The organism is Mammaliicoccus sp. J-M40 (assembly GCF_022386395.1).
Lineage (GTDB): Bacteria > Bacillota > Bacilli > Staphylococcales > Staphylococcaceae > Mammaliicoccus > Mammaliicoccus lentus.
Genome location: NZ_JAJNIQ010000001.1, coordinates 421861 through 440806 on the forward strand (window position 1 = coordinate 421861; position 18946 = coordinate 440806).

17 protein-coding genes and 1 other RNA gene are annotated in these 18946 nt (G+C 31.2%); 11 read left to right on the plus strand and 7 right to left on the minus strand.

Annotated features, from left to right (window positions below; genetic code table 11):
- The first annotated feature begins 54 nt into the window (after nucleotides 1-54).
- From asnS to LQ688_RS02275, 4 genes are all read left to right on the plus strand, one after another.
- Nucleotides 55-1347: an asparagine--tRNA ligase gene (gene asnS / locus LQ688_RS02260; RefSeq protein ID WP_239752582.1), complete on the plus strand. Its 1293-nt coding sequence runs from the start codon at nucleotides 55-57 to the stop codon at nucleotides 1345-1347.
- A gap of 169 nt (nucleotides 1348-1516) precedes the next feature.
- The gene (locus tag LQ688_RS02265) at nucleotides 1517-2209 is read left to right on the plus strand and encodes a DnaD domain-containing protein (protein WP_016999966.1); all 693 of its coding nucleotides are present in this window, start codon (nucleotides 1517-1519) and stop codon (nucleotides 2207-2209) included.
- Complete coding sequence (gene nth, locus LQ688_RS02270; protein ID WP_016999965.1) at nucleotides 2199-2867, plus strand: endonuclease III; 669 nt, start codon at nucleotides 2199-2201, stop codon at nucleotides 2865-2867. Before LQ688_RS02265 ends, nth begins: the two co-directional genes overlap by 11 nt.
- Nucleotides 2864-3205, plus strand: coding sequence for a YpoC family protein (locus tag LQ688_RS02275; RefSeq protein WP_239724593.1), 342 nt, complete (start codon nucleotides 2864-2866; stop codon nucleotides 3203-3205). Before nth ends, LQ688_RS02275 begins: the two co-directional genes overlap by 4 nt.
- A 229-nt stretch (nucleotides 3206-3434) precedes the next feature.
- Here LQ688_RS02275 and LQ688_RS02280 read toward each other — a convergent pair whose 3' ends face one another.
- Complete coding sequence (locus LQ688_RS02280) at nucleotides 3435-5798, minus strand: transglycosylase domain-containing protein (RefSeq protein WP_017000950.1); 2364 nt, start codon at nucleotides 5796-5798, stop codon at nucleotides 3435-3437.
- Nucleotides 5795-6421, minus strand: a complete 627-nt coding sequence (recU, locus tag LQ688_RS02285; protein WP_017000951.1) for a Holliday junction resolvase RecU — start codon at nucleotides 6419-6421, stop codon at nucleotides 5795-5797. Before recU ends, LQ688_RS02280 begins: the two co-directional genes overlap by 4 nt.
- A gap of 168 nt (nucleotides 6422-6589) precedes the next feature.
- Between recU and LQ688_RS02290 the strand changes: the two genes are divergently transcribed.
- The 5 genes from LQ688_RS02290 (at nucleotide 6590) to LQ688_RS02310 (ending at nucleotide 9428) form a co-directional block, all read left to right on the plus strand.
- Entirely contained in the window at nucleotides 6590-6919 is a 330-nt protein-coding gene (locus tag LQ688_RS02290; RefSeq protein WP_017000952.1) for a DUF1798 family protein, read from the plus strand.
- Nucleotides 6916-7476 carry an SLOG family protein gene (locus tag LQ688_RS02295; RefSeq protein ID WP_103269585.1) on the plus strand — a complete coding sequence of 187 codons (561 nt, stop codon included), beginning with the start codon at nucleotides 6916-6918 and terminating at the stop codon, nucleotides 7474-7476. The genes LQ688_RS02290 and LQ688_RS02295 overlap by 4 nt, the downstream gene beginning before the upstream one ends.
- A 13-nt stretch (nucleotides 7477-7489) precedes the next feature.
- Entirely contained in the window at nucleotides 7490-7804 is a 315-nt protein-coding gene (gene gpsB, locus LQ688_RS02300; RefSeq protein ID WP_017000954.1) for a cell division regulator GpsB, read from the plus strand.
- 47 nt (nucleotides 7805-7851) lie between these two features.
- Nucleotides 7852-8222, plus strand: an RNA gene (gene rnpB / locus LQ688_RS02305) — RNase P RNA component class B.
- A gap of 84 nt (nucleotides 8223-8306) precedes the next feature.
- Entirely contained in the window at nucleotides 8307-9428 is a 1122-nt protein-coding gene (locus LQ688_RS02310) for a THUMP domain-containing class I SAM-dependent RNA methyltransferase (protein WP_070045591.1), read from the plus strand.
- 265 nt (nucleotides 9429-9693) lie between these two features.
- On the opposite strand, the gene LQ688_RS02315 is transcribed toward LQ688_RS02310, so the two are convergent.
- The 4 genes from LQ688_RS02315 to LQ688_RS02330 all read right to left on the minus strand — a co-directional run bounded on the left by LQ688_RS02315 (nucleotide 9694) and on the right by LQ688_RS02330 (nucleotide 13066).
- Complete coding sequence (locus LQ688_RS02315) at nucleotides 9694-10614, minus strand: nuclease-related domain-containing protein (protein WP_239752583.1); 921 nt, start codon at nucleotides 10612-10614, stop codon at nucleotides 9694-9696.
- A gap of 155 nt (nucleotides 10615-10769) precedes the next feature.
- Nucleotides 10770-12422, minus strand: a complete 1653-nt coding sequence (locus tag LQ688_RS02320) for a b(o/a)3-type cytochrome-c oxidase subunit 1 (protein ID WP_135031035.1) — start codon at nucleotides 12420-12422, stop codon at nucleotides 10770-10772.
- Nucleotides 12419-12898, minus strand: a complete 480-nt coding sequence (locus tag LQ688_RS02325) for a cytochrome c oxidase subunit II (protein ID WP_239703842.1) — start codon at nucleotides 12896-12898, stop codon at nucleotides 12419-12421. Before LQ688_RS02325 ends, LQ688_RS02320 begins: the two co-directional genes overlap by 4 nt.
- 12 nt (nucleotides 12899-12910) lie before the next feature.
- Nucleotides 12911-13066: a hypothetical protein gene (locus tag LQ688_RS02330; protein WP_167751224.1), complete on the minus strand. Its 156-nt coding sequence runs from the start codon at nucleotides 13064-13066 to the stop codon at nucleotides 12911-12913.
- Between the two features lie 117 nt (nucleotides 13067-13183).
- Between LQ688_RS02330 and LQ688_RS02335 the strand changes: the two genes are divergently transcribed.
- Both LQ688_RS02335 and LQ688_RS02340 read left to right on the plus strand, forming a co-directional pair.
- Nucleotides 13184-16612, plus strand: coding sequence for a dynamin family protein (locus LQ688_RS02335; RefSeq protein ID WP_239724590.1), 3429 nt, complete (start codon nucleotides 13184-13186; stop codon nucleotides 16610-16612).
- An 11-nt stretch (nucleotides 16613-16623) separates the two neighbouring features.
- Nucleotides 16624-17508, plus strand: a complete 885-nt coding sequence (locus LQ688_RS02340) for a 5'-3' exonuclease (RefSeq protein WP_064205416.1) — start codon at nucleotides 16624-16626, stop codon at nucleotides 17506-17508.
- 769 nt (nucleotides 17509-18277) lie between these two features.
- Here the strand turns inward: LQ688_RS02340 and LQ688_RS02345 are convergent.
- Nucleotides 18278-18679, minus strand: a complete 402-nt coding sequence (locus LQ688_RS02345) for a ribonuclease HI family protein (protein WP_064205410.1) — start codon at nucleotides 18677-18679, stop codon at nucleotides 18278-18280.
- Nucleotides 18680-18946 lie beyond the last annotated feature (267 nt).

Consider the following 18946-nt stretch of genomic DNA (forward strand, 5'->3'; position numbering starts at 1 on the left):
TGTATTATTTGATAAAATAACAATAGGTAATTTATTTGAATAGGAGAAATAATAATGAACATAACGATTAAACAAGCTAAAGATTATGTCAATCAAGAAGTGACAATCGGTGCTTGGATTGCTAACAAGCGATCAAGTGGTAAAATAGCGTTTTTACAATTAAGAGACGGGACAGGCTTTATGCAAGGTGTTGTAGTTAAAGCTGAAGTTTCGGAAGAAGTATTCCAAACTGCAAAATCTATAAACCAAGAGTCGTCTGTATATATCACAGGAACAATTACAGAAGATGACCGTTCTAAATTTGGATATGAAATACAAGTAAGTGATATTGAAGTTATTTCAGAATCACATGATTATCCGATCACACCAAAAAATCATGGTACAGAATTCTTGATGGACCACAGACATTTATGGTTACGTTCTAAACGTCAACATGCTGTTATGAAAATTAGAAACGAAATTATTCGTGCGACATATGAATTCTTTAATGACAATGGATTTACAAAAATAGATCCACCTATATTAACGGGAACTGCACCAGAAGGTACGAGTGAGTTATTCCATACTAAATACTTTGATGAAGATGCATTCTTATCACAAAGTGGCCAGTTATACTTAGAAGCTGCTGCAATGGCACACGGAAGAGTATTCAGTTTCGGACCAACTTTCAGAGCAGAAAAATCAAAAACTAGACGTCATCTAATTGAATTCTGGATGATCGAAGGCGAAGTGGCTTTCATGAACCACGATCAAAGTTTAGAAGTACAAGAAAACTATGTACATCACATAATTAAATCTGTACTTAAAAACTGTCAATTAGAATTAGAACTATTAGAAAGAGATACTTCTAAATTAGAACAAGTTACAACGCCTTTCCCTCGTATTACTTACGACGAAGCAGTTGAGTTCTTAATTGAGGAAGGCTTTACTGATATTGAATGGGGAGACGACTTTGGAGCGCCACATGAAACGGCTATCGCTAACCACTACGATAAACCAGTATTCATCGTGAACTACCCAACTAAAATTAAACCATTCTATATGGAACCAAATCCAGAAAACCCTGATACAGTATTATGTGCTGACTTAATTGCACCCGAGGGATATGGTGAGATTATTGGTGGTTCAGAAAGAATTAATGATTTAGAATTATTAAATCAACGTATTAAAGAATACGGTTTTGATCCAGAAGCTTACGAATACTACACTGACTTAAGAAAATACGGTAGTGTTCCTCATAGTGGTTTTGGATTAGGCCTTGAAAGAACAGTAGCTTGGTTAAGTGGCGTAGAACATGTAAGAGAAACATCACCATTCCCAAGATTATTAAATCGCTTATATCCATAGGAAGTGGGACAGAAATCTCATTTAAACCCCACCTCGACAGGATAACTAGATTTGAAAAGCTTGATATGAGCGTATTATCAATCCTGTCAGTTATGGCTAATATAATGAATGAGTCTGGGACATTTATTTATGTCTCAGACTCTTCTATTACAAAGTAGGTGAAATAAACATGTACACGAGCCAAATGTTAAAAGAAAAACCGGTTGTAATACAAAGATCTTTATTTAATCATTATGCAGATTTAGGTTTAAATGAAAAACAATTTGTTATTTTAATTAAACTATTGGATAAAGAAAATAACAGTGGTCTACAACCACCTTTAGAAGAAGTTCAACAAGGAACGAGTTTATCTATACAAGAAGTTAGTCACATAGTTAACCAATTATCTTTGCTGAAATGTATAGATATTAAAATCGAAAAAGACGAACAGCATAAATATAATGAGTTTATATCATTCGAACCATTGTATGAACAACTTGCTTTAGTTTTAAACGAAAGTACTCAAGAAAATGAAAATGAAAAATTAAATATTCAATTCAAAAATTTGTTCCAAGAATTTGAATCTACTTTTGGTAGACCTTTAACACCTCTAGAAGTACAAACACTCAATCACTGGATTGATAGTGACAAACATTCTAACGAGCTGATTATGAGTGCTCTAAACGAAGCACACAGTTTAGAAAAATTGAGTTTTAAATATATAGATAGAATTTTATTAAATTGGAAAAAGAAAAATATCACAACAGTTTCTTCTTCTAAACAAGAAAGTGAAAAATTTAATCAAAGTAAAAAAGTAAAACATAATGTTAATTTAATCCCAACTTTTGATTGGGTGAATGGGGAGAATCCTTATGATAAGTAAAAAGAAAGCATTAGAAATGGTTGATGTAATTGACGGGATGTTTCCTGATGCTGAATGCGAACTTAGACATGATAATCCTTTCGAACTTACAATTGCAGTATTACTATCTGCCCAATGTACAGACGTCTTAGTCAATAAAGTTACAAAATCTTTATTTGAAAAGTACAAAACACCTGAAGATTATTTAAATGTAAGTTTAGAAGAATTACAAGATGATATTAGATCGATAGGTTTATACCGCAATAAAGCTAAAAACATACAGAAACTATGCCAATCATTATTAGATAACTATGATGGTATCGTTCCACAAACACATAAAGAACTAGAATCATTAGCTGGAGTAGGTAGAAAAACAGCTAACGTAGTCATGAGTGTTGCTTTTGGAGAACCATCACTAGCAGTGGATACACATGTAGAACGTGTTTCAAAACGATTAGGAATATGTAGAATTAAAGATAATGTTCGACAAGTAGAAGATAGACTATGTAGCATTATCCCTAGAGAACGTTGGACGAAAAGTCATCATCAACTTATATTCTTCGGAAGATACCATTGTGTAAGTCGTAAACCAAAATGTGAAGTATGTCCTTTATTAGATGATTGTAGAGAAGGGCAAAAACGATTAAGAGCAGGATTAGTAAAGGTTGATGGCGCATGATAGATAAAAATGACTTTATAGAACTAGAAGAACAAATAGAACCGTTAGTAAAGCAAAAGCAATTAAAAACTGATAAAGCGCGACAACTTCTAGATCAATATTACAAACTGATTATGGACTATTTTAAACAAATCAATGAAATAGAAGAGTTTGATATAGGTAATATAGAACAATATCCAGTAGTACCTATGAACTTTTCAGAAAGATATCAATATATTAATCAGCGAATCTATCACTTTATGGGATATAGACAAATGGTGACACTTAAAGATGAATTGATTAAGATGAATGCGAGATATCAATTGCAACTAAAAAGAATACGAAACTCACAAAAATAAAAGGTCTTTTCATTAGATAAATTATTCTAATGAAAAGACCTTTTTATTGGACGAGGAATTTATATTTATGGGGGCTAAAGAGCTTGTTTGAATGGACTTGCAAGTTAGAGCAGGTGATTTTACATTTATTATTGTCACGTTTGATAAGAAATGACAACAACCGCGCCCTAAACAACACTATTTTGTATCAAACAAAAAAATGGTAGCTCATATGAGCTACCATTTTTCTTTAATTTTCATCTTTTGCTTGTTCTGCAGCTTGTTCTGCTGAACTAGAGCTGGATGAGCTATTAGTGGAACTATCACTTGAGGAATCATCTTCATCACCATCAGAGTCGGAGTCAGAGGATTCTTCAGTTGTAGGTTGTTCCGTTGTTACATCTTCATTACGTGCTTGTTGTGGAGATGTATTAGATTGTGTTGAATTCTGTGTTGAGTTTCTTTGTGTTGTTTGTGGTTCATTTGTATTTACGTTGTTATTGTTGTTTGAGAAATTGTAACTGTCATTGTTTTCTTGTTCGTTGCCAGTGTCTGGTGATGAACTAGTTGTTGTTTGATTATCCTCATTACCAGCAACACTTAAGCTCTTGCCGCTACCTGATACTGAATCTGGTTTTTCAAAGTCAGTGCCATCGTAACTTGAAATTTGACTCATTACATCTTTGAATAACGTTTGTGGTTTTACTTGTTCGTCATGTCCTAAGAATGAGTTTTCACCGTATTCTTTAACTTTAGTGAAGCCCATCCATACTGACATTGTGTACTGTGGTGTATAACCAGTAATCCAAACGTCTTTAGCTGCATTTTCAGGTAAGTTATATTCAGTGTAAACTTCGTCACCATAAGTACCTGTACCTGTCTTAGCAGCTACGTTAAGTCCGCTAATACCCATTCCGTAAGCTGAACCATAAGGATCGAATGTTCCTTTAAGCATTTCAGTTAACATATAAGCAGTGTAATCTTCCATAGCTTTATGGCTTTCTTTAGAGAACTTAATTGTTTCATCATCTTGTGTTACAACTTTTCTTATTGATTTAGCTTCGTTGTATGTTCCGCCGTTACCCATAGAAGCAAATGCTGATGCTAATTGAGTAGTGGAGAATTCAGATTGTGAACCACCAAGTACTTCTGATGGACCGATTGTATCTTTATAATTTAAGTTTACTTTAGATGCGAAGTCTCTAACAGCTTTCTCACCAGCGTTTTGGTTTGTTTCTTGCCAAGCTTTTAATGCTGGTATGTTATAAGATCTTGCAAGTGCATCAGCCATTGTTACTGAGCCATGTCCTTTACCATCATAGTTCTTAAATATGCTACCGTTAATATTATATTCATTTTCATCTTGGAACTTATGGTTTGTAGCATACTGCATATTTTCAATAGCTGGACCATAAGCAAGTAATGGTTTTAATGATGAACCAGTAGGGTGGGCATCTGTTGCTTGGTTTCTATCTACAACATCTTTATAATTCTTACCACCACTAATACCTACAAGTTTACCAGTCTTCGTATCTACTATTGAAGAACCAGCAATTTGGTCATCGTTTTTATAGAATGTACCATTGTCGATTGAATCTTGTAATGTTTTTTGTACATCTTTGTCCATATTTGTGTAAATCTTAAGTCCGCTTGTCATAATATCGTTTAATGACTGTTTCTTGAATGCTTTGTTTTCTTTAAGTTCTTGTTTAACGTAGTTAACATATGATGCATATTCATTGTCTGGTGTTTCAGTCATTGCATCGTTTCTTTCTTCTACAGTACGTTTGATTAAGTTTTTATCTATTGGTGTATCTTGTGCTTCTTTCATTTCTTTCTTAGAAATTCTACCATGTCTTTCCATTAAATAGAGTACAGTATCTTTACGCTTTTCAGCACCTTCAGGATTATCATATATATTATATTGGTTAGGTACTTGAGGTAAACCAGCTAAATAAGCAGTTTCGGCTAAATTAAGATCTTTTAGCTTCTTATCAAAATAATATTTAGCAGCTGTTTGAGAACCGTAAATACCATCTGAATAGTAGATTTTATTTAAATACATTTCAAAGATTTCATCTTTAGAGTATTCTTGTTCTAATCTGTATGAAAGATAAGCTTCTTGTGCTTTTCTCTCTACTGATTTCTTATCTGTTAAGAATGAGCGTTTAACAACTTGTTGTGTTAATGTTGAAGCACCTTGTGAGCCAAATCCGCCTGTAAAGTTTTTCATAACAGCTCCAGATAAACGTTTGTAGTCTAAAGCACCATGTTCATAAAATCGATTATCTTCTGTTGCTAATACTGCATCTTTCATTTTGTCAGGAACATCATCAAATTTTACGTGTTCACGTTTTTGTCCCATGTATAAGGTTGTTACGAGGTTGTCGTTCTTATCGTAAATCTTAGTTGGTAATTGGTCTTTCAAAGCACTTTCATTGAAAGCAGGAGCTTTCCAAGCATAGTATGCAAATAATAGAACACCTACTATGACCATTGCCAAAAATGCTAGAACAAGGATACCAAATACCTTGATTATAGTTCTTTTGATATTCCTCTTCTTCTTAGGTTGTTCTTTGTTATTTTTACTATTAGAAGCTTTTGATTTACTCATTTGAGCGCCTCACTTTCTATTTTTATCAATTGATCAACTATTTTTATGTAGTCTATTCTAGGTCTATATTGGTAAGGAATTAAATAACCATCTCTTTCGATTTCTTGTTTAGTGATTGATTTTTTGCCTCCTGATTTATATCTGTCCCAATATACCATGAATTTCCTAAAAGGCAATAAAAATACGCTATCATGGTAGCTGAATTTTATCAATAAAAAACATATGCCTTTTTGTTTTAAAATTTGGTTCATGTGAGAAACTTGATGATCATGAATGTTATTTAAAGGGAAACTCGTTTTGTTTTTAGTTTCTTTGGCTTCAAAGTCAATATAATATCCTTGGTAAATACCATTATAATCTGTAGTAGAAGGCTTTCTAAAATAAGCTTCCTTAATAACAGCTTTTTGTCTCTTCGGATAATCTACATCAACAATTTGCACTGGTGTCGGTTTTTTATGAATAACTGCGATTTCTTCTAATCTATAAAATTGATTAGATTTATCAATTTCCTCTTCTAAATTCATCCCACGTTTACCATATTGTATTTTACTATAATTTGTCTGGGTTTGCCGTGAGACTTTAGAAGTATTTTTTGAAACTTTTTTACCATTTGGATAATTCAAATACATCACCTAGCTTTACTTCATAAAAACTCTACATATTATACCTTATTTCATTATAAGTTACAAAAGTTTTTTATGAAACATATATATTCTAGAACATACCTAGTTATGTTATCATTTTATCGTGAGGTATTATAAATTACAAACTGATTGATAGTAGGGATAAAAATGATTGAAACACTTTTAAATAAACTTACTGAAATGCAAGAAATTTTTAGTAACGCTAAAAATGATCATGAATATGATTTCTATAAAGATGTTGTACCTTTTGTTGAATATGTCGATGAATGTCTAGAACAATTTATACAACATAAAAATACAATATTACAATTACAATATATGAATGAACAAAAGTTCGAATTATTAATAGATAACTATAAAGAATTATCAGTAGAATGCCATTATAAACGTACAAGTAAAAAACTATTTCTAGAAAAACATAAAGCTGTTCAACATGATTTAAAATATATACAAACACATTTAGGTGATTTGTCATGAGTTCTATTTATTTTACAGGGTATAAGCCTTTTGAGTTAAATATTTTTAAAGATGACCAACCAGAAGTAAAAGTCATTAAAGCTTATATTAAAGAATTGATAGAAAATGAAATAGAAGAGGGGCTTGAATGGGTTATTATTTCAGGACAGCTTGGTTTTGAATTATGGTCCGCTGAAGTTACGATTGATTTAAAAAATAAATACCCAGATTTAAAGCTTGCAGTTTTGACTCCTTTTCTAAATCATTTTAATAAATGGAATGAAACAAACCAGCAAAAGTATCAAAACATCGTCATGAATGCTGACTACGTCAACGCTATACATCAAAGTGAATATCAAGGTGCGTTTCAATTTCAACAAGCTAATGATTTCATTTTAGATAATACTGACAAGACCATTTTATTTTATGACGACGAACAAGAAGCTTCACCAAAGTACTTTAAGACTAAGTTAGTTGATTTTGCGGAAAAGACAAATTATACTTATAATGTTATAACATTCATGGATTTACAGGATTTTATGGAATTTAATTATAATAATGGAAATGAATCTTATTAAATGAGGTGTAAAAATGGCTGATGTAACTTTGAAGTTATCTGCTAAAGATATTTACGAGAAAGAATTTGAAAGAGGTCTAAGAGGTTTCAAGACTGAAGAAGTCGATGCATTTTTAGATGACATTATTTCTGATTATCAAAAAATGGCAGACTTAAATAATGAAGTCATTAAATTAACTGAAGAAAATAGTAAATTAAATAAAGAAATCGAACAATTAAGGATTAGAGTTGCCTCAGGTAGACCACAAGGCTCTCAACAATACAGCTCTAATAATGTAGATATTTTAAAGAGAATTTCAAATCTTGAAAAAGCTGTATTTGGTGAATAAAAGATAGTTATTAATCATATTTTATGATATAATTCTTCTTTGAGTGATATTTCGGGTAATCGCTACGTAAAGTAGAGGAAAGTCCATGCTCACACATTCTGAGATGAATGTAGTGTTCGTGCTTGGTGAAACAATAAGCCAGGGCAATTATTGACGGCAACGAAATAACCTAAGTTTATTTTAAATATGGTTAGTGTAGTTTGAAAGTGCCACAGTGACGTAGCTTCTACAGAAATGTAGAAGGTGGAACGCGGTAAACCCCTCGAGTGAGCAATCCAAAATTGGTAGGAGCACTTCTTTGACGGAAATGAACGGAATAAGAAGGTATGTTAAACATACAGACAGATGATTATCACTGGCGTACGAGTGTAACTAGTACACGTTTGAAGTACTAAAGGACAGAACATGGCTTACAGATTTATCACTTACTAGTGTCGCTCTCCCACGTAGGAGAGCTTTTTATTTGGAAATAATATTAAATTTAATATAAAGGAGTATATACATGTATCAATTACTCGCTACTAGTCCAATGGGATTAGAATCAATTGTTGCTAAAGAAGTTCAAGAACTTGGCTATGAAACAACAGTAGAAAACGGTCGCGTATTATTTGAAGGTGACGAAACTGCAATAGTGAAAGCAAACTTATGGTTACGAACAGCTGACAGAGTCAAAATCGTAGTCGGACGCTTTCATGCTACCACTTTTGATGAACTTTTTGAAAAGACAAAATCATTACCATGGGAAAGTGTTATCGGAGCTAAAGGTATGTTCCCTGTTCAAGGTAAAAGTGTAAAATCTAAACTCTTCAGTGTTTCTGACTGCCAAGCAATTGTTAAAAAAGCAATTGTTGAAAGACTTAAACATGTATATAACATAAAAGGTTGGATTGATGAAACAGGTAGTAAGTATCAAGTAGAAGTTTCAATGTTGAAAGATGAAGCATTCCTTACTATTGATACTTCTGGTTCAGGATTGCATAAAAGAGGCTATAGATTAGCACAAGGTGAAGCACCAATGAAAGAAACATTAGCAGCAGCACTTGTTCGCTTAACTAATTGGAAAGGTGAAACACCATTTATCGATCCATTCTGTGGTTCTGGAACAATTGCTATAGAAGCTTGTTTAATCGCCCAAAATATAGCACCAGGATTTAATCGAAGTTTTGCAAGTGAAGATTGGGATATTATACCAGAAGGTTTATTTGAACAATTAAGACAAGAAGCTGATGAAGCTGCTGACTATGATAAAGAAATTAATCTTGTGGCAAGTGATATAGATCCTAAAATGGTAGAAATAGCTAAAGCCAACGCTGATGAAGTAGGTTTAGGAGACGTTATCAAATTTAAAGTACAAGACGTTCACGATGTTTCAGTACCAGAAGGTCCAGTATCTATAATTGGTAACCCTCCATATGGAGAGCGTATAGGTGAGCGAAACGAAGTAGAAGCTATGTATAAACATTTAGGCGAAATTATAAATAAAAACAATCAAGTTTCACTTTATATGTTAACAAGCTATAAAGAATTCGAACATTTAATAGGTCGTAAAGCAACAAAACGAAGAAAACTCTTTAACGGTTATATTGAATGTACTTATTATCAATATTGGGGTAAAAGAAAATAAATATTATTGTTATAGACAAATCAAACGCGAAGATGCGTGCTGATTTGTCTATTTTTTGTAGTAGGTGGGGTAGTTATTGACACTTCTCACTAAACGTGTCAATAACGATAGTCTTGTTGACACTTCTCATCAAACGTGTCAATAACAGTACCCTTGTTGACACTTCTCATCAAACGTGTCAATAACATATTGTAAAATCACTGGCTAACGTGCAAGTTACATTAAACAAGCTCGTTAGCCAATATGATACTGCCCAAAATTCATACTATTTGTTATCTTTATGAAATTCATGGTTCATATTATAGCTAAATTTTATATTTCTTTTTTGTTCTGGCAAAAAATACTTAGTACAAATTCTTCTAACTGTTCTCTCTTTGAATGGACTGCACCAATCTATAGCTTCTTTAATTGTAAATGGAGCTCTTTTTAGACAATATAATTCTCTTAAATTATTTATCAAAATTTCTTTATTTAATACATCCGTCTCACAATAAGTACAATAATTATATTTTTGTAAATCTTTAACAATGATAGTGTTTAATTTTTTACAGACTGGACACCTTATTCCTTTTTCAATGGTATTAAATTCGACAAAGTTTTCTCGTTGATAATATTTTGAATGTGTTTTTTCGTGTTGTTTAATTTTATTTAAAATCAAAAAATCATTATTAGGACTTTTTATGGGAATAATTTTATATAGGCTATTTAACTGATGGGGTAGTATAAAATTGTGATAAGGTAATTGTAAATGGTTCCTTAAAATAAAGCCGGAGTTTGTAAATACGACATATGATTCAATATTTACATTAATATCAAGCTTATTACATAAATATCTTAATTCGTGCTCAATTTTTTTCATTTGTATAAAAGGGGATTGAATTTGTGCACCTAATTTACTTTTCATAAAATTTTCTTCAAAATACCATTCTCCGCTAAAGTTTTTTATTTCAAATATGATTAATTTATTTTGAGAAATTACTAGAAAATCTATTTGTGTATGATTATTATTTCCTATTTCTAAATTTCTAAAATAACATACATTGCCAGTTGCATCTAATAATGCTTTGAAATATTTTTCACCATCATTTCCTGATTGCATAAATAATAAATCTTTACGATGGTCGTTATTGAGTATAACTCTTCCTTCTAAAGACTGGATATATAATTTATAATCTCGTTCGTTCATTTTTCTCTCCTTACAAAAATAGTATGGAACATGCGTCTTAACTTAAAATAGCATCTCATTTATAACTGAGTAAATCAGTGAAATGAGATGCTATGATTTATTTTGTTGTCAGGAAGGAACATCATAACTGTCCCGCTCCTGTTCTAATTATAATATTACCAAAGTTTACCTTCGCCCATTCCTTTTGCTCCTGGTGGTGGGTCGGTAAACATTTGTCCGATAGGGAAGGTATAAGCGATTAAGATTAATAATACTGTAACAATGATTAAGAATCTCCAATTCTCTGCGAATTTAATAACTGGTGCGTCTTGATCTAAAGCTTCAGCTACTGGGTATTCTTCGTCTCCTTTAGGTGAAAGGAAAACTAAATGTATAAATACCATTACTACTAAGATAATTGATATAAATAGTATCGTTCCGCCAACTGCTTGCAGTATTTGATATGGAACCCATTCAGCTGCTTGTTTAGATCCACCGTATGTTGAAAATGCAGATCTTCTAGGTGCCCCTTTAACTAAACCGATATAATGCATTGCGCCACTCATAACCGTCATCCCAATTGCCCATGTATAACCTTGAATAATCGCTAATTTATTTGTAAACTTAGTTAATTTTCTACCTGTACAATGTGGTATTAACCAATACATCATACCAAAGAACGTTAGTATTACTGCTGAAGCAACTGTTAAATGGAAGTGTCCAGTAACCCAAATTGTATTATGAATTAATCCATTCATTTGTGCCGAAGCGTTTACTAAACCACCAGCACCACCTGGTATAAACGCTAGCATTCCTAAAAACGGTAATACAAATCTTGCATCATTCCATGGTAGAGATTTAAACCAACCGAATAAACCTTTATATCCTAATGAACGCCCATAATTTTCAAAAGTTGCAAAAAGGCTAAACGCTGTCATAAATGATGGTACGACAACCATGAATGTTAAAATAACTTGGAAGTATTTCCATATATCATCAATACCTGGTTCAACTAATTGATGATGAATCCCAACTGGAATACTGAAGAATAAGAATAACATGAATGACATTCTAGCTAAATTGTCAGAGAAAGCTTTTGCACCAATAATTTTTGGAACAATAGCATACCAACACATATAAGCAGGCAAAAGCCAAAAGTAAACAAGTGCATGTCCAAAATACCAGAAGAGTGTTCTACTTAATGAGACGTCGACTCTTTCAACTAAACCTAAAGACCAAGGTATAAGTTGGAAAAGAACTGTTGATGCTACCCCTAAAGAGCAGACAATCCACATTACATCGTTAATCGTAACCATATAACTTAATAATGGTGATTTCTTACCAGGATTCTTTTTCTTAAATTCTGCATATTTTAAAATTTGTCCGCTTACAGAAATCCAACTACCAACTACGACTAAAGCCATTCCAACATAAAATATAACGTGTGCTTTCAAAGGTGCATAAAATGTATATAAAACAGTTGCCTTATTTAAAAGGACCATAGTTGCAGCCATTGCTGTACCTACAACCATTACCCAAAATCCAATCCAACCTAACTTTCTTTGTAGTGGTGACAGATTTCCTGCCGTCTTCGCTACTGCTGAATATTGAAATCCAATAATAAAGAAAGTCGTTAATACTAACGCTAATACAATACCGTGTACAGTAAGTATTTGATAGTATGAAATTGATTTAGGTAGTTGTAATAAACCTGATCTAACAAAAGTTTGTAGTAAACCTGCGAGTCCCCCTAGGATTAAACAACAAATTGCTACGTACATATGTGCCATAACAAGTTTACTATCTTTTTTGCTTAAACGTTCTATCATTTCTTATCCACAACCTTTATCATCGACTTCATATCGGCATGTCCAATACCACAATATTCATTACATAAAATGAGGTATTCACGTTTTTCGTCAAACTTTTTTTCATACTGACTTATATGTCCAGGTTCTAACATCATGTTTACGTTCGTACCTGGTAAACTAAAGCCATGTAACGTATCTTTGCTTGTAGCAATGATTTTTACTTTAGATCCTTTCGGTATTTCAACCTTTGCTGGTTGATAGCTAAATGCTGAAGCTACGAATACAAGTTCATAGTCATAGTCTTTCCCGCTAACTTTGTGCAAACCTGGTTTATTAAATGGTTCAATTTCATCAACTCTATCAGGGTTAATGTATTCTCTGCCTGATGCTGCTGGCGTGTGTCCGTTATGTAACGCCGTAATGATTAATATCGCTAAAAATAGAATTAAGGAACTGATTCCAGTTGTCAGCCAGATTTTTTCATACTTATGCACGTAAATCCCCCCTTAAATTCTTACAAGATATAAAATGAAACAAATTACCCATAATACTGCAAAAATACCTCCTATTGTAAAAACTGAATACAATGTTCCACTTAAGTCTAAATCGTCATGTGAATGGTGTTCAGCTTCTTTAATCGTTTGATTATTTTGCCTTGTCATATGATTCATCCTTTCTTATATTCTCTTCATTACTTATAATAGAGTAGAGATTGAGAAAAATATGTGATTTAAATCACATTATCAAAATTATTTGCGCTTATTTAAAGGGGATTAATAATGAAAAGCAATCAAGAATCATTAGACTTATTATATAAATTGAAAAAAGAAATCGAAAAATCTTCGAACATTTCATTGATTAAGCAAATTAATGAAATGATAAAAAAAGTTTATAACAAACAATATACTGTAAGTTTTGTCGGCCACTTTTCTGCAGGTAAATCAACATTAATAAACAATGTCATTGGACAGATTATTTTACCGAGTTCACCAGTACCGACGACAAGTAACACTGCACAATTAATAGCATCTAATCAAAATAGCATTTCGGTAAATTTAAATGATAATCAATATACAGTCGTACAAGAACAAGAAGACGTAAAGAAGTTAAATACTGAGGATAGGGAAGTAGAGTCGATAGAAATTGAATTTACGTCTGATAAATTTAATAAAGGATTTACTTTCCAAGATACACCGGGCGTAGACTCAATGAGTGATAATCATAGAGAAAGTGCTTTTCAATATTTATTAACATCAAATTACGTATTTTATACTGTCGATTATAATCATGTTCAATCAGACATGAATTTTAACTTTATAAAGTCATTAAACAAACTTGATATACCAGTCATTCTAGTCGTAAATCAAATTGACAAACATGATGATGAAGAAATTTCATTTGAAATTTATAAAAATCGTGTGAATAAAGCACTAAAAGATTGGAATTTAAACGTAGAAGAAGTATTTTATGTTTCTAAATTTGAAACAAAATATAACGAGAAAGAAAAGTTTAATCATTTTATTCACGAATTAGATAAAAATAGAACAGAACATCAACATTTTATTGAACGCGTGACAAATTATATTAAAAACGATCAACTAGAATATATTAAGAATAATATGGAAGACATTCTATCTGAAATCGATTCTACTGAAGAAACTTTTGATGAAGATTACAAAGCTTACAAAGAAAAGTACAACGTACAAAATGAGCATTCACTTATACAAAATAAAGATGAATTCAGACAAAACTTAAAAGACACGAGAAAAGAAATATTAGATAATGCTTATTTAATGCCTTATGAAATGAGAGAAACAATTAGAAAATATTTAGAAACAACAGCGAAGGAATATAAGGTTAAAGGCTTATTTAATAAAGAAAAGAAAAAAGAAGCCATACAAAATGAAAAATTAGATTTAGTTAAAGAACAATTAGATTTAAAAATTCATGATGAAATAACTAAAGTATGGATTAAGTCATTAGAAAATTTAAATAAATATATTAATGACTCAAATCTGTTTGAAAAAATAATTAATCAAAAATATACAATTTCTAAAGAAGCTTTAGCTGAACATGTACAAGAACAACCGAACATTACTAATGACTATGTCTTAATATATACAAAAGGTATTACGGATATCATCACAAGACAAATTCGAAATGAAACGAATAGTATAATAGATGAAATCGTTCAAAATAGTGAAGTAAAAGTAAAATCAAATGAAAATACGGATCAACTAAGCTTATATGAAGAATATATAGAATATAACGAATTATTAACTTCGCTCGTAACAAATAATTTCCAGCATTATTATATACACTTAGATGAATCTATAGATAAATTGATTGATCGTACATATGTAAAAATAGAAGACTTAAACATTAACAACAACGAAGCAAAAGTTAAAAAGACATCTGAGAACATAATTGAACACAAAGAAAGTAACATGGCATTATTGAAAGAAAAAGTTCAAACTTTATCTGATTTACCGATATATCAAAGTGAAGTAACAAACATTAAAAATCAAATAGAGCGAATGGATGAAAACATAACAAAAATTGCTGTTTTCGGTACATTTAGTGCTGGTAAAAGTAGTTTAATCAATGCTATCTTAAAACGGCCGATACTATTAAGTTCACCAAATCCAACTACAGCTAGTATTACAGAAATTAGCTATGGTAATACACAAGAAGTGTTGTTTAAGACATATAATCAGTTATTAGAAGAAATAAATCATATTACGGAATTCGCTAATCAATCATATGAATCGATAGAATCATTTATTAAAGACAAGAACATTAAAAGTCATCCATCCTTATCAAGTAATCACTTAGCATTTTTTGAGGCGATAGAAACAAACTTTTATGAATACGTAGAAGCCTTAAATAATAATAAACCTGTACAATTTGAACTAGAAGAACTTGAAAAATTAACAGCTAATGATACACACGCTGCATTTGTTCATAAGATTCATTTAAGATTAGAAGAGGATTGGTTAAAAGATAAAGTTATAATAGACTCTCCAGGTTTGAACTCAAACAACCAACGTCATACAAGAGAAACTGAACAAATCATTGCATCTAGTGACCTTATCATTTATGTCAGCTACTATAATCATGCATTTACAGATAAAGATGGAGAATTTCTATCATATATGCGCGACATGAATAATTTGCAGCAATCTCAAGGTTTAAAATTCGTAATAAACGCGATTGACTTAGCTGAATCCGAAGAAGATAAAGAAGCTGTTATTTCATATGTAGAATCATCGTTAGATGCATTAAATATTAAACCTGAGTGTTACCCAGTCTCAAGTAAAAATGCTATTAAAGAATATGACGAATACTTCACAAAATTTATGAACGCGCTTGATCATTTTGTAAAAGTTGAAAGTAAACAAGTTCTACAGTCACAAGTAGAATCTAGAATTAATCAATTAGAAAATGAACTAGAACAAATGGTTACTACGTATAGACAAGATAAAGATCAATTCGAAAAAAGAAAAGATACTTTACTTAAATATAAAAATCAAACAAACTTTAACAATCAAATTGTCGTGAAGTCACATCATCAATTAGATAAAGAAATAGATGACCAACTATATTATTTAAAAGATAGACTCATGATTCAGTTAAATGATATCGTGAAAAAACATTTTAATACTTCAACCGTTACAAATGATTTCAAAACTTCATTACAAACGAGCACGAAACAATATATAGATGATATTAACCAAAAGTTAAGTTTGGAAAGTTCATTAATTACTGAAAGACTGAAGAATTTTTATAATAAAACTTTTGATGAATTATTAACACCTACAATAGTAGAATTAAATGAAGCATCAATTTTAATTTCTAAATTCAAGCACGACTTTGAAAATAAAGTTTCAGTTCATGCAATCAGTATCCATTTAAATGATTTAGCTGATAAAACTGTTCGAACAATATCTAAAAAAGATCTATTAAAAACATCTAAAGCTAAAGAGATTCAAAAAAGGATTCTAAATGATACAATGGAATTAATTGATTCTCCAATAGTAACTTTTGATGATGAAATTAAACAAAATTTAAACGGTTATGATGAACAAGCAGAACAATACATTGAAGAATACAATATAGAAACAAATAAACTTATCGATTCTTACTTATCTATTAATATTAATAATGATTTAATAGAAAGAATTGAAAAAATCTTAAAAGAAATATAGAGGCGAAATAAATGGCAAATAGAATTTTATTAATAGATGGAATGGCTTTATTATTTAGACACTTTTATGCGACGAGTGTACACAAACAATTTATGAGAGATTCAGCTGGTACACCAACAAATGCAATTCAAGGATTTGTAAGACACGCATTTACAGCTGTTAACGACATAAAACCTACCCATGTGGCAATATGTTGGGATATGGGTTCAAAAACATTTAGAAATGATATGTTTGAAGCATACAAATCAAATCGTGTTGCACCACCAGAAGAAATGGTACCTCAATTTGATAAAGCTAAAGATATAGCTTCAAAATTAGGTTTCTGTAACTTAGGTATTACTAATTACGAAGCAGATGATGTAATTGGTACTATTAGTAAAAAAGCACAAGCAAAGGGACATGAAACGTATATCGTGAGCGGTGACAGAGATTTATTACAATGTATAGATACTGATGTACATGTATGGTTAACTAAAAAAGGATTTAACCTATATAATAAATATGATTTAAACAGATTTAGAGAAGAATACGGTTTAGAGCCATCGCAATTAGTAGATGTAAAAGCATTTATGGGTGATACAGCAGATGGTTATCCAGGTGTTAAAGGAATAGGCGAGAAAACTGCTATTAAATTAATACAAGAACATCAATCTGTAGAAAATGTTATGGCTAATCTAGAAACATTAACACCAGGCCAACAAAATAAAATTACAACTTATCAAGCTGACTTAGAAATGTCTAAACGTTTAGCAGCAATTCATACAAATGTACCACTTGAAACAGAAGAATTATTGGCAAAAATGGAATACAATCATCATATAGAAAATTCAATTACTATTTGTAATGAACATGAATTATTCGTTTCAAGTAAATACTTGATGAGTAACTTTTCATAATAACAGACGAGGCTGGGACATAAATACATGTCTCAGCCTCTTTAATTATAACGGCAGTAGCAGATTGGATTGAAAATGCGCTTATATCAAGCTTTTTCCAATCCTAGTCATCCTTGCCGGGGTGGGATTAATTAAGAAGCAAGTGTTGATATTGGATTAATGAGGTAGAAAATCCAGGTAGACCACGTTTTATTGGATTAACTAAGACGATAATCCAACTAGATCCTTTTTATTGGATTAACTAAGGCGATAATCCAAGTAGAGCGGCTTTTATTGGATTAATGAGGTAGAAAATCCAGGTAGACCACGTTTTATTGGATTAATAAGGCAGAAAATCCAGGTAGACCACGTTTTATTGGATTAATGAGGTAGAAAATCCAACTAAACCACATTTTATTGGATTAACTAAGGCGATAATCCAAATAGACCACGTTTTATTGGATTAATGAGGTAGAAAATCCAACTAAACCACGCTTTGTTGGATTAACTAAGGCGATAATCCAAATAGACCACGTTTTATTGGATTAATAAGGTAGAAAATCCAACTAGGTCACGTTTTATTGGATTAATGAGGTAGAAAATCTAAGTAGACCACGTTTTATTGGATTAACTAAGGCAATAATCCAACTAGAATACTTCTTATTGGATTAATAAGGCAGAAAATCCAAAGTAAATTATGATTTAGAAATTACCTTAATAACAACTAATACGATCAATGTAAAAAAACGAGTCTGAGACATTTACTTATCTCCCAGACTCGTTTTTTAATTTATTTAGATTTTTTCAAATGCTTTCTTAAAGCAGTTTGAGCAAGTTGGTTCGCTTCTTTATTCTTGGCACGTGGTATCCACTTTACGAATACTAAATCAAATTTTGTTTCTAATTTTTTAAAAGCTTCAAAATACGGTTTAAACAAAGCGTTTTTAGTAAATCTCTTATTTAAACTATCTTCGATTAACTTAGAATCTGTATACACTAATGCTGTCTTTACATCTAATTCATGAGCTTTCTCTAAAGACTTTATAAAAGCTACCCATTCAGCACTATGGTTATCTAATGATCCGATGTACTCCGTAAAGTGATATCTTTCATTATCAATAATGATGACAGAAGCACAAGTACTTTCTCCAGGATTACCTTTAGTAGCAGCATCAAAATATATTTGTGGCATGATATTCAACTCTTTCAATTTAAATGTTCAATATTTTAAACTTACACGAACACCGGCCATACTTCAAACAAAACAAAGATTTATAATTAGTCTTCAACAAAAATAAAATTACATTTTCAAAACAAAAGTTTTTTACATTTTTGTGAATTTAAATAAATAAAACATAGATTTTTATAAAAATAGTATTTACATACAAAAATAAGGTGGAATACTAATTTGGTGCAAATTACAATTAGTTCCATTTCTTATTGAACAGAACTTGAAATA

What these genes read in the sequence shown, in the direction of transcription:
- LQ688_RS02280 (WP_017000950.1), bottom strand. Translation starts at nt 5,798, where the DNA reads ATGAGTAAATCAAAAGCTTCTAATAGTAAAAATAACAAAGAACAACCT.
- LQ688_RS02295 (WP_103269585.1), top strand. Translation starts at nt 6,916, where the DNA reads ATGAGTTCTATTTATTTTACAGGGTATAAGCCTTTTGAGTTAAATATT.
- LQ688_RS02265 (WP_016999966.1), top strand. Translation starts at nt 1,517, where the DNA reads ATGTACACGAGCCAAATGTTAAAAGAAAAACCGGTTGTAATACAAAGA.
- LQ688_RS02275 (WP_239724593.1), top strand. Translation starts at nt 2,864, where the DNA reads ATGATAGATAAAAATGACTTTATAGAACTAGAAGAACAAATAGAACCG.
- LQ688_RS02345 (WP_064205410.1), bottom strand. Translation starts at nt 18,679, where the DNA reads ATGCCACAAATATATTTTGATGCTGCTACTAAAGGTAATCCTGGAGAA.
- LQ688_RS02335 (WP_239724590.1), top strand. Translation starts at nt 13,184, where the DNA reads ATGAAAAGCAATCAAGAATCATTAGACTTATTATATAAATTGAAAAAA.
- LQ688_RS02310 (WP_070045591.1), top strand. Translation starts at nt 8,307, where the DNA reads ATGTATCAATTACTCGCTACTAGTCCAATGGGATTAGAATCAATTGTT.
- LQ688_RS02320 (WP_135031035.1), bottom strand. Translation starts at nt 12,422, where the DNA reads ATGATAGAACGTTTAAGCAAAAAAGATAGTAAACTTGTTATGGCACAT.
- gpsB (WP_017000954.1), top strand. Translation starts at nt 7,490, where the DNA reads ATGGCTGATGTAACTTTGAAGTTATCTGCTAAAGATATTTACGAGAAA.
- nth (WP_016999965.1), top strand. Translation starts at nt 2,199, where the DNA reads ATGATAAGTAAAAAGAAAGCATTAGAAATGGTTGATGTAATTGACGGG.
- asnS (WP_239752582.1), top strand. Translation starts at nt 55, where the DNA reads ATGAACATAACGATTAAACAAGCTAAAGATTATGTCAATCAAGAAGTG.
- LQ688_RS02340 (WP_064205416.1), top strand. Translation starts at nt 16,624, where the DNA reads ATGGCAAATAGAATTTTATTAATAGATGGAATGGCTTTATTATTTAGA.
- LQ688_RS02290 (WP_017000952.1), top strand. Translation starts at nt 6,590, where the DNA reads ATGATTGAAACACTTTTAAATAAACTTACTGAAATGCAAGAAATTTTT.
- LQ688_RS02330 (WP_167751224.1), bottom strand. Translation starts at nt 13,066, where the DNA reads ATGACAAGGCAAAATAATCAAACGATTAAAGAAGCTGAACACCATTCA.
- LQ688_RS02315 (WP_239752583.1), bottom strand. Translation starts at nt 10,614, where the DNA reads ATGAACGAACGAGATTATAAATTATATATCCAGTCTTTAGAAGGAAGA.